The organism is uncultured Granulicatella sp. (assembly GCF_963528315.1).
Classification (GTDB): domain Bacteria; phylum Bacillota; class Bacilli; order Lactobacillales; family Aerococcaceae; genus Granulicatella.
On record NZ_CAURVV010000018.1, the window covers coordinates 19,801 to 29,499 of the forward strand.

General features: G+C 33.3%; 8 protein-coding genes. All 8 read left to right on the plus strand.

The window, feature by feature from the left end; all coding sequences use genetic code 11:
• Nucleotides 1-134 precede the first annotated feature (134 nt).
• Nucleotides 135-1,310 carry an AI-2E family transporter gene (locus RYK07_RS05415; protein WP_314852791.1) on the plus strand — a complete coding sequence of 392 codons (1,176 nt, stop codon included), beginning with the start codon at nucleotides 135-137 and terminating at the stop codon, nucleotides 1,308-1,310.
• Between the two features lie 88 nt (nucleotides 1,311-1,398).
• On the plus strand, nucleotides 1,399-2,136 hold the full coding sequence (locus RYK07_RS05420) for a prepilin peptidase (protein WP_314852792.1): 738 nt from the start codon (nucleotides 1,399-1,401) through the stop codon (nucleotides 2,134-2,136).
• Nucleotides 2,137-2,382: 246 nt separating this feature from the next.
• Entirely contained in the window at nucleotides 2,383-2,703 is a 321-nt protein-coding gene (locus tag RYK07_RS05425) for a hypothetical protein (RefSeq protein ID WP_314852793.1), read from the plus strand.
• A 551-nt stretch (nucleotides 2,704-3,254) separates the two neighbouring features.
• A complete protein-coding gene (arcA, locus tag RYK07_RS05430; protein WP_314852795.1) occupies nucleotides 3,255-4,472 on the plus strand; it encodes an arginine deiminase in 1,218 nt (405 codons plus the stop codon).
• Nucleotides 4,473-4,537: 65 nt separating this feature from the next.
• Nucleotides 4,538-5,551 (plus strand): ornithine carbamoyltransferase, encoded by a 1,014-nt coding sequence (gene argF, locus RYK07_RS05435; RefSeq protein WP_314852797.1) that lies wholly within the window; start codon nucleotides 4,538-4,540, stop codon nucleotides 5,549-5,551.
• Between the two features lie 90 nt (nucleotides 5,552-5,641).
• Entirely contained in the window at nucleotides 5,642-7,183 is a 1,542-nt protein-coding gene (locus RYK07_RS05440) for a YfcC family protein (protein ID WP_314852798.1), read from the plus strand.
• A gap of 74 nt (nucleotides 7,184-7,257) precedes the next feature.
• A complete protein-coding gene (locus tag RYK07_RS05445) occupies nucleotides 7,258-8,598 on the plus strand; it encodes a M20 family metallopeptidase (RefSeq protein WP_314852799.1) in 1,341 nt (446 codons plus the stop codon).
• A gap of 38 nt (nucleotides 8,599-8,636) precedes the next feature.
• Nucleotides 8,637-9,584, plus strand: a complete 948-nt coding sequence (arcC, locus tag RYK07_RS05450; RefSeq protein ID WP_314852800.1) for a carbamate kinase — start codon at nucleotides 8,637-8,639, stop codon at nucleotides 9,582-9,584.
• Nucleotides 9,585-9,699: the final 115 nt, after the last annotated feature.

The window sequence follows — 9,699 nt, forward strand, 5'->3', positions numbered from 1 at the left end:
TCAACTCCTTAATTTCTCATTTAGAATATAGTAGCACGGTTCTTAAAAAAAATAAAAAATTCCTTCTCAAAAATTTTTATTTAGAGGAAAATATGATACACTAGAACTAAATTTTAGAAAACGAGGTGCCTTTAATGGAAGAAACAGAACAAACAACTTCAACGAAATCATGGTTTTGGAAATGGTTTTTAAATAATCAATTAGTGAGTACATTATTTATTATTTTACTTCTACTCATTAATATTTTTGTCTTTACGAAAATCTCGTATATTTTTTCTCCATTAAAAGGATTTTTCTCAATTATTGGGTTTCCAATGGTAGGTGCCGGAATTTTATTTTACATGGTTAAACCAATTCAAGATTTTTTAGTCAATAAAGGAGTTCATAAATCAGTAGCGATACTGTTGAATTTTATTCTATTGATTGTCCTGTTATTGGCAGCGATTTTTAGCTTTATTCCAATTGTAGAAAAACAATTAAGAGAATTGGTAACTCAATTACCAATATACTATAGAATTATTAGTGAACAAGTGGAACGTGTGATACAAAGTAATACATTTTCAGCAGTACAAGAACAGTTGAACGGAATTAATATGGATTTCTTACAATCATTAGGAACAAGAGTGAATGGTCTTTTGAATGTAACGTTTAGCGGAATTGGAAATGTTGTTGGAGCAGTTGGAGAATTTATGATTGGAATTATTACAATGCCAATTCTTCTATTCTACTTACTACAAGATGGGGAAAAAATTTTGCCAGGAGTACTTAAAGTGTTTCCAACTCGTTCTCGTAAACGTATGAGTATTGTGTTAACAGAAATGAATCAACAAATTAGTTCTTATATTAGAGGTCAATTAACGGTTGCGATAGCAGTAGCGATTATGTTCTCAATTGGATATGCTATTATTGGTCTACCTTATGGTGTGACAATTGCGATTTTAGCAGGTGCGTTAAATGTGATTCCGTATGTTGGATCGTTCTTTGGTATTTTACCCGCATTAGTAGTAGGATTTGTTATTTCTCCTTGGATGTTTGTTCAAGTATTTATTGTATTTGTTATTGAGCAAACATTAGAAGGAAGAATTGTTTCTCCATTGATTTTAGGAAATTCATTACAAATTCATCCGGTAACGATTTTAGTAGTATTACTTTCAACAGGTAAAATCTTTGGTTTAGTAGGGCTTTTATTAGGAGTTCCTGGTTATGCAGTCTTGAAAGTGATTGTTACTCATATTTTTGATTGGTATAAAGACTATTCAGGTTTGTACAAGGAAGATATCGAAAAAGAAGAAATTATAATAGAAAATTAACAATAAAAAGCATTTTTTTCGAAAAAAAGCATAGTTATATTATAGAAGGAAATTTAACGAAAGCTTGAATCGAAAGGAGTGCTTTTTTGTGTGGATTTGGAGTTTTGTAGTTGGATGTTGTATTGGAAGTTTCTTGAATGTAGTTGCTTTAAGACTACAAAGGGAAGAAGATTTTATAAGAGGACATTCTCATTGTGTGGAGTGCTTGCATGAATTAAGTTGGAAAGATTTGATACCTGTTTTGTCATGGATATGGTTAAGGGGGAAATGTCGTTATTGTGGAAGAGATATTTCATCTCGTTATTGGGTTGTGGAAGTTGTCTCAGGATGTATGTTCATGCTCATGACAGGAATTTGGAATGGGAGAGAATGGAGGGGATTACTGGATCTGTGGTTATTGGGAAGTCTAGCTATTTTTTGTAGTTTGACAGATTTACAAGAGCAAGTAATCTATCCGAAAGGCTTAGCGATAGTTGGATTACTTCATATTATAATTGAGTTATGGAGTTCATTAGAGAATTTATACTTTCTATCAACAGTAATGGCAGTGATTTTTTATGGGGGAATTTATATAGTAGGTTATTTACTATGGAAGGAAGAAGTATTTGGACTGGGGGATTGTTATTACTTAGCGACTGTTGCCTTGTGGTATCCGGTAAAAGAAATTGTACTCATCGGCTTACTTTCATTTGTAGTTGGTGGAGGAATATTGGGTTTGTTGTTGGTTTGGAAAAAAGAGCGAATAGAAAGAGTAGCATTTGTTCCTTTTATTACGATAGCACAACTATTAGTGATGATTTTAGGTGTGGAATGGTTTGGATGGTGAGGATGAAGTGGAGGGATATGATAAAGCGGAACAAATATTTTTTTTCAGAATCTTAGGAATGTGAGAAGAGCGAAATAGTAGAAAGGAAAGAAATAGGTCTCCCAAAAACGGTAGATTTTTTATGTCATTGAATATTTACGCCAATTTTTATACAATTATTAAGTAATTAGAAAAGTCATTTAAAGATAGTTTTAAACCAGATACTCATAACAATAAAAGCACAATCAAAAACTAGGAGTGAAGAATATGAAGAAAATAAAAAATCAATTAGCTTATCTACTAATTATTGCGTTAACTTTTTATGGATTACCCTTAATCGATCGAGAAAGTGAAATGTTACTGTTATGGATACTGTTTCCTCTCGTGTGTTTTTTGAGTGCTATCATCTACGGTATAAAATATTTATTTTCTTTAGTGTATTCCATTTTAGTAATGGTACTTTTTATTCCAACAATTTTTATTTTTTACAATGAAACAGCTAGTTTTTATGTAGGAGTATATGGAGTGATTTCTCTCCTTGGGAATTTATTAGGAAGTTTCATTCGAAAAATCGATGATCGAAAATAAATTTAAGGATGTAAAGACGATAGAAAAATAGGCTATCGTCTTTTTTTGTACTATTTACTTAGAGAAAATAAATCGAAACAAATGATAAAAATCAGTAAATAGAAAGAAAAAGAAGAATATAACCGAATAAAATTAAAAAAAGATTAGAAAAGTTAATGCTAAATTATATAAAATAAGAGTTTTCAAAAACAAAAAATATAAAAAACAGCATGAAAAAATATTTCACAAAAAGAAAAGATTTTCTTGTGAAAGTAATATTTTAAACCGTTTTTAAAAATTTGAATTAACGCTTAATTAACAGGAAGAATATTGAAAATAAAATGAAAGAAAATGAAAAGAATTAAGTGAAAAAAATCATTTGAATTTAAATATCAAAATAAATTCATAAAAAAATATTTTAACTAAAAACTAACTTGAAAACGAATTCATTTAGCGGTAAGATAGGTGCATAAGGAAATGGTACTAAAAAATAAGACCGATCAACTTATTGTTCTATTTCCTAAGCTATGAATTCATAACTGTTCAAATTTTTAATTAGGATGGTGGCTATTATGTCAAACCCAATTCACGTATTTTCTGAGATTGGACGCTTAAAGAAAGTTTGTTTGCATCGCCCAGGTAAAGAGTTAGAAAATTTGATGCCAGACTATTTAGAGCGTTTATTATTCGATGATATTCCATATTTAGAAGATGCTCAAAAAGAACATGATGCATTTGCAGAAACTCTTCGTAACGCAGGAGTAGAAGTTTTATACTTAGAAGAATTAGCAGCTGAAGCAATTGATGCTGCAGGCGTTCGTGAAGAATTTGTGGATGAATGGTTATCAGAAACTGGTGTAGCAAGTGTTGCTTCTCAAAAAGCAATTAAAGAACACTTACTATCATTACCAACATTTGAATTGGTATTAAAAACAATGGAAGGTTTCCGTAAAACAGAAGTTCAAGCAGAAGCTACAACTTTATCAGGTATGTACGAAACAGATTATCCATTTGTTGTTGATCCAATGCCAAACTTATACTTCACACGTGACCCATTTGCTACAATTGCAAACGGTGTATCATTAAACCACATGTATGCAGATACACGTAATCGTGAAACAATTTACGGTAAATATATTTTCACTTATCACCCTGTATACGGAAATGGAAAAGTTCCATTCTTCTACAACCGTACTGAAGATACTCGTATTGAAGGTGGGGATGAGTTAGTTCTTTCTAAAGAAGTATTAGCTGTAGGTATTTCTCAACGTACAGATTCACGTTCTATTGAAAAAATTGCTCAAAAATTATTTGCTGAAACAGACTTCAAACAAGTATTAGCATTCGTAATTGGTGAAAACCGTAAATTCATGCACTTAGATACTGTATTTACACATATCGACTATGATAAATTTACTATCCATCCAGAAATTCAAGGCGGATTAAAAGTATTCTCTATTACAAAAGGAGAAAACGGTGCGCTTAACATTGAATTAACTGAAGATAAATTAGAAAATGTATTAGCTAAAGCATTAGGTTTACCTTCTGTAACATTAATCCCTTGTGGTGGTGGCGACCCTGTAGAAGCTGCTCGTGAACAATGGAACGATGGTTCTAATACATTAACAATTGCACCAGGGGAAGTAGTTGTATACGACCGTAACGTTGTTACAAACGAAATCCTAGAAAAATATGGTATTAAATTACACAAAATTCGCGGTAGTGAATTAGTTCGTGGTCGTGGTGGCCCACGTTGCATGTCAATGCCATTTGAACGTGAAAATTTATAATAAAAAAGAATCATTTATGATATAATTAATTTAGAATTACAATTTTGAAAGGAGTCATTCCAAATATGACACAAGTGTTCCAAGGCCGTAGCTTTTTAAAAGAAAAAGATTTTACTCGTGCAGAAATCGAATATTTAATCGACTTCTCAGCGCACGTTAAAGATTTGAAAAAACGTGGTGTTCCACATAAATTCCTAGAAGGTAAAAACATTGCCTTATTATTCGAAAAAACATCTACTCGTACTCGTGCAGCTTTCACAACTGCAGCAATTGACTTAGGTGCTCACCCAGAATATTTAGGTAAAAACGATATCCAATTAGGTAAAAAAGAATCAGTGGAAGATACTGCTAAAGTTTTAGGCCGTATGTTTGATGGAATCGAATTCCGTGGATTCAGCCAACAAGTCTGTGAAGACTTAGCGAAATACGCTGGTGTTCCTGTATGGAATGGTTTAACAGATGCATGGCATCCAACACAAATGATTGCTGACTACTTAACTGTTAAAGAAAACTTCGGTAAATTAGAAGGATTAACTTTAGTTTACTGTGGTGACGGACGTAACAACGTTGCAAACAGCTTATTAGTAACAGGTGCAATCTTAGGTGTAAACGTTCATATCTTCTCACCAAAAGAATTATTCCCAGAACCAGAAATCGTTGCTTTAGCTGAAGGTTATGCTAAAGAAAGCGGAGCTCGTGTATTAATTACTGATGAAGCTGAAAAAGCTGTTAAAGGTGCAGATGTATTATACACAGACGTATGGGTATCAATGGGTGAAGAAGACAAATTCACTGAACGTGTAAACTTATTACAACCTTACCAAATTAACATGGACTTAGTTCGTAAAGCTGAAAACGAAGATTTAATCGTATTACACTGCTTACCAGCATTCCATGATACTGAAACAGAATACGGTAAAAAAATTGCTGAAGAATTCGGTATTAAAGAAATGGAAATTACTGATGAAGTATTCCGTAGTAAATATGCTCGTCAATTCGATCAAGCAGAAAACCGTATGCACTCAATTAAAGCAATCATGGCTTTAACTGCAGGTAACTTATTTGTAAACAAAGTTTAATAACAAAAAGTAACATAGAAAGCCATTCTGGTTCTGATGTTGAATCAGAATCAGAATGGTCTTTTTTATAGATAGATGGAGGATATTATTATGGCTGAACAAGTAGCTGAAAAAAAAGGTTTTAAAATGCCTTCTTCATATACTGTTTTATTCATTATTATTGCAATTATGGCTTTATTTACTTGGATTATTCCAGCTGGACAATATGATAAAACAGAAGATGGTAACTTAATCGCTGGTACTTATCAACAAGTGGATTCAAACCCTCAAGGTTTCTATGATGTTGTGATGGCTCCAGTTTATGGTATGTTAGGACGTGACCATAAATTAAATGAAGGTCAACCAAATGAAATTGGTATTAAAACTGAAGGTGCTATTCAAGTATCATTCTTTATTTTAATGGTTGGTGGATTTTTAGGAGTTGTTACTGAAACAGGAGCTCTAGACGTAGGAATTGCTTCTATCGTACGTAAATATAAAGGACGTGAAAAAGCATTAATTCCTGTATTGATGTTCTTATTCGCATTAGGTGGAACAACTTATGGTATGGGTGAAGAAACAATGGCATTCTATCCATTAATCGTTCCTGTAATGTTAGCAGTAGGATTTGATACAATTACTGGGGTAGCCATTGTTTTAGTTGGTTCTCAAATTGGATGTTTAGCTTCTACAGTTAACCCATTCGCAACAGGGGTTGCTTCAGATGCCGCTGGTATTAGTGTTGCAGAAGGTATTGGATTACGTTTAATCTTCTTCGTTGTAATGTGGGCAATTTCTGCATTCTATGTATATAGCTATGCAAGTAAAGTTGAAAAAGATCATTCTAAATCTTACACATATGCAACACGTGAAGCTGACTTAACTTACTTCAATGTTGAACAAACAGATGCTGAATTAAGTGGAAAACAAAAAGCTGTTTTAACAGTATTTATCTTAACATTCATTGTTATGATCTTAAGCTTAATTCCATGGGCTAAATTCAACATTCATGTATTTGAAAAAATCAATGAAGTTCTTGTTGGTATCCCATTCATTGGTCAAGTATTTGGTCAATCATTACCTTTAGGTGAATGGTACTTCCCAGAAATCACAATGCTATTCTTAATGATGGCTGTATTGGTAGGTATTACTTACAGAATGAAAGAAGAGAAATTCATTCAAGTATTCATGGCTGGAGCTGCAGATTTATTAGGGGTTGCTTTAATCTGTGCATTAGCTCGTGGTATCCAAGTAATTATGAACGATGGTATGATTACTGCTACAATCTTAAACTTCGGTGAACATGCATTATCAGGTTTATCAGCTCAAGTATTTATTGTATTAACATACATCTTCTACTTACCATTATCATTCTTAATTCCATCTTCTTCAGGTTTAGCAGGTGCTACAATTGGTATCTTAGCTCCTTTAGGAGAATTCGTAAATGTATCTCAATCATTAGTAATTACTGCTTTCCAATCAGCAAACGGGGTACTAAACTTACTATCACCAACTTCTGGTATCGTAATGGGTGCATTAGCATTAGGACGTATCGAAATTACAACTTGGTGGAAATTTGTTGCTAAATTAGTAGGTATTGTAATGGTTGTTTCAATCCTATTATTAATCTTAGGAACATTCGTTAATATTTAATTGAAAATTAAATAAACATTTTAAGAACTCCCCTCTAAATAAAGGGGGGATTTCTTATTCTTAAGGAGGATACGATGAGCACATTTATTACAGAAAAACATAAAGAAGAATGTATTGAATCAATTAAAAGATTGGTCCGTATTCCTTCTGTCCTAAATGAAGGTGAAGGAGATACTCCTTTTGGAAAAGATATTCAATTCGCACTAGAAGATGCATTGGCTTTATGTCGTGAATTAGGCTTTAGTACATACATTGATCCCAAAGGATATTATGGATATGCTGAAGTAGGAAGTGGAGAAGAATCATTAGCTATTCTATGTCACTTGGATGTTGTTCCAGCAGGAGATTTGAATAATTGGGATACTCCCCCATTTGAAGCTGTTTTAAAAGATGGTTTCTTATATGGAAGAGGGACTCAAGATGATAAAGGTCCTTCAATGGCAGCTTTATATGCAGTAAAAGCATTAATGGATGCAGGAGTGGAATTTGATAAACGTATTCGATTCATTTTTGGGACTGACGAAGAAACATTATGGCGCTGTTTAGCTCGTTATGGCGAGTTAGAAGAAGTAGCGACAATGGGATTTGCACCTGATGCGGAATTCCCATTAACATATGCTGAAAAAGGTTTATTACAAGTAAAATTGCATGGACCAGGAAGCGACGCCTTAGACTTTCATTCAGGAGATGCTTTTAATGTAGTACCAGGTAAAGCATCATATAAAGGAGAGTATTTCTCTCAAGTAGTAGAAAAATTATCTTTATTAAAATTTGAATATGAAACGAAGGAAGATGAAGTGACTGTTTTAGGAGTTTCGAAACACGCAAAAGATGCGCCACTTGGTGTGAATGCATTAGTTCGCTTAGTTAAGGGGCTTCACTCAGTTGTTGATCATTCAGTATTAGCGTTTATTTCAGAAGTAGTTGGAGAAGATGCTACAGGTAGTAGTATTTTAGGGAAAATTGAAGATGAGCCATCAGGAGGTTTAACATTCAATGTAGCAGGTGTGACGATTACACCAGAAAAATCAGAAATTCGTATTGATATCCGGATTCCAGTATTAGCAGATAAAGATGCAATTGTCAAAACGCTATCTGAAAAAGCAAAAGAATTTGGATTAGAGTATGAAGAATATGATTATTTAGGACCATTGTATGTTCCATTAGATAGTGTTCTAGTAGATACACTAATGGCTGTATACCAAGAAAAAACTGGCGATACAACTCATTTACCTCAATCTTCAGGTGGAGCAACTTTTGCTCGAACTATGAAAAATTGTGTCGCTTATGGAGCGGTATTCCCAGATTCACCAATTACATTCCATATGGAAAATGAAAAAATGTCGTTAAGAGATATATTTGATTCAATGGATATTTATGTAGAAGCAGTATATCGATTAGCAGGTAAAAAATAGTAAAAGATTTAGTTTTAATCATAAAGGAGTTTATAAATATGTCACGTAAAATCGTAGTAGCGTTAGGCGGTAACGCAATTTTATCATCAGATGCTTCAGCAAAAGCACAACAAGAAGCATTAATTCAAACAGCAAAATACTTAGTACAATTCATTGAAAATGGCGATGAATTAGTTGTTACTCACGGTAATGGACCACAAGTTGGTAACTTATTATTACAACAAGCAGCAGCTGACTCAGAAAAAAATCCAGCAATGCCATTAGATACATGTGTTGCGATGACAGAAGGATCAATCGGATTCTGGTTACAAAATGCATTAGTAAATGAATTACAAGCACGTGGCATTAAAAAAGATGTAGCTGCAGTAGTAACACAAGTAATCGTTTCAAAAGACGACCCAGCATTCTCAAATCCAACTAAACCAATTGGACCATTCTTAACTGAAGAAGAAGCTAAAGAACAAGCAGCAGCTACTGGTGCTACATTTAAAGAAGATTCTGGTCGTGGCTACCGTAAAGTAGTTCCATCACCAAAACCAGTTGGAATTAAAGAAGTAAATACAGTTAAAAACTTAATTGCAACAGGCACTGTTGTTATTACAGCAGGTGGGGGAGGTATCCCAGTTGTTGAAGATCCAGAAACTAAATTCTTAACAGGTGTTGAAGCAGTTATCGATAAAGACTTTGCAAGTCAAACATTATCTGAATTAGTTGGAGCAGACTTATTCATCGTGTTAACAGGTGTTGACAATGTATATGTAAACTTCAATAAACCAGATCAACAAAAATTAGAAACTGTAACAACTAGTGAATTGAAAAAATATATTGGAGAAAATCAATTTGCACCTGGTTCAATGTTACCAAAAGTTGAAGCAGCTATTGCATTCGTTGAAAACTATCCACAAGGTAAAGCTATCATTACTTCATTAGAAAATATCGCTGAAGTATTAAAAGGTGATGGCGGTACACAAGTTATTGCTGGCTAATTTTATTAGACATTAAGAGACAAAAGGATTGACGGAATGACCGTTAATCCTTTTTTTATGGGCTCATCGACAAATTCTGTTGGTGAATCAAATTTAACACCAAATTAAGCCTTTA

What these genes read in the sequence shown, in the direction of transcription:
- RYK07_RS05415 (WP_314852791.1), top strand. Translation starts at nt 135, where the DNA reads ATGGAAGAAACAGAACAAACAACTTCAACGAAATCATGGTTTTGGAAA.
- RYK07_RS05425 (WP_314852793.1), top strand. Translation starts at nt 2,383, where the DNA reads ATGAAGAAAATAAAAAATCAATTAGCTTATCTACTAATTATTGCGTTA.
- arcA (WP_314852795.1), top strand. Translation starts at nt 3,255, where the DNA reads ATGTCAAACCCAATTCACGTATTTTCTGAGATTGGACGCTTAAAGAAA.
- argF (WP_314852797.1), top strand. Translation starts at nt 4,538, where the DNA reads ATGACACAAGTGTTCCAAGGCCGTAGCTTTTTAAAAGAAAAAGATTTT.
- RYK07_RS05440 (WP_314852798.1), top strand. Translation starts at nt 5,642, where the DNA reads ATGGCTGAACAAGTAGCTGAAAAAAAAGGTTTTAAAATGCCTTCTTCA.
- RYK07_RS05445 (WP_314852799.1), top strand. Translation starts at nt 7,258, where the DNA reads ATGAGCACATTTATTACAGAAAAACATAAAGAAGAATGTATTGAATCA.
- arcC (WP_314852800.1), top strand. Translation starts at nt 8,637, where the DNA reads ATGTCACGTAAAATCGTAGTAGCGTTAGGCGGTAACGCAATTTTATCA.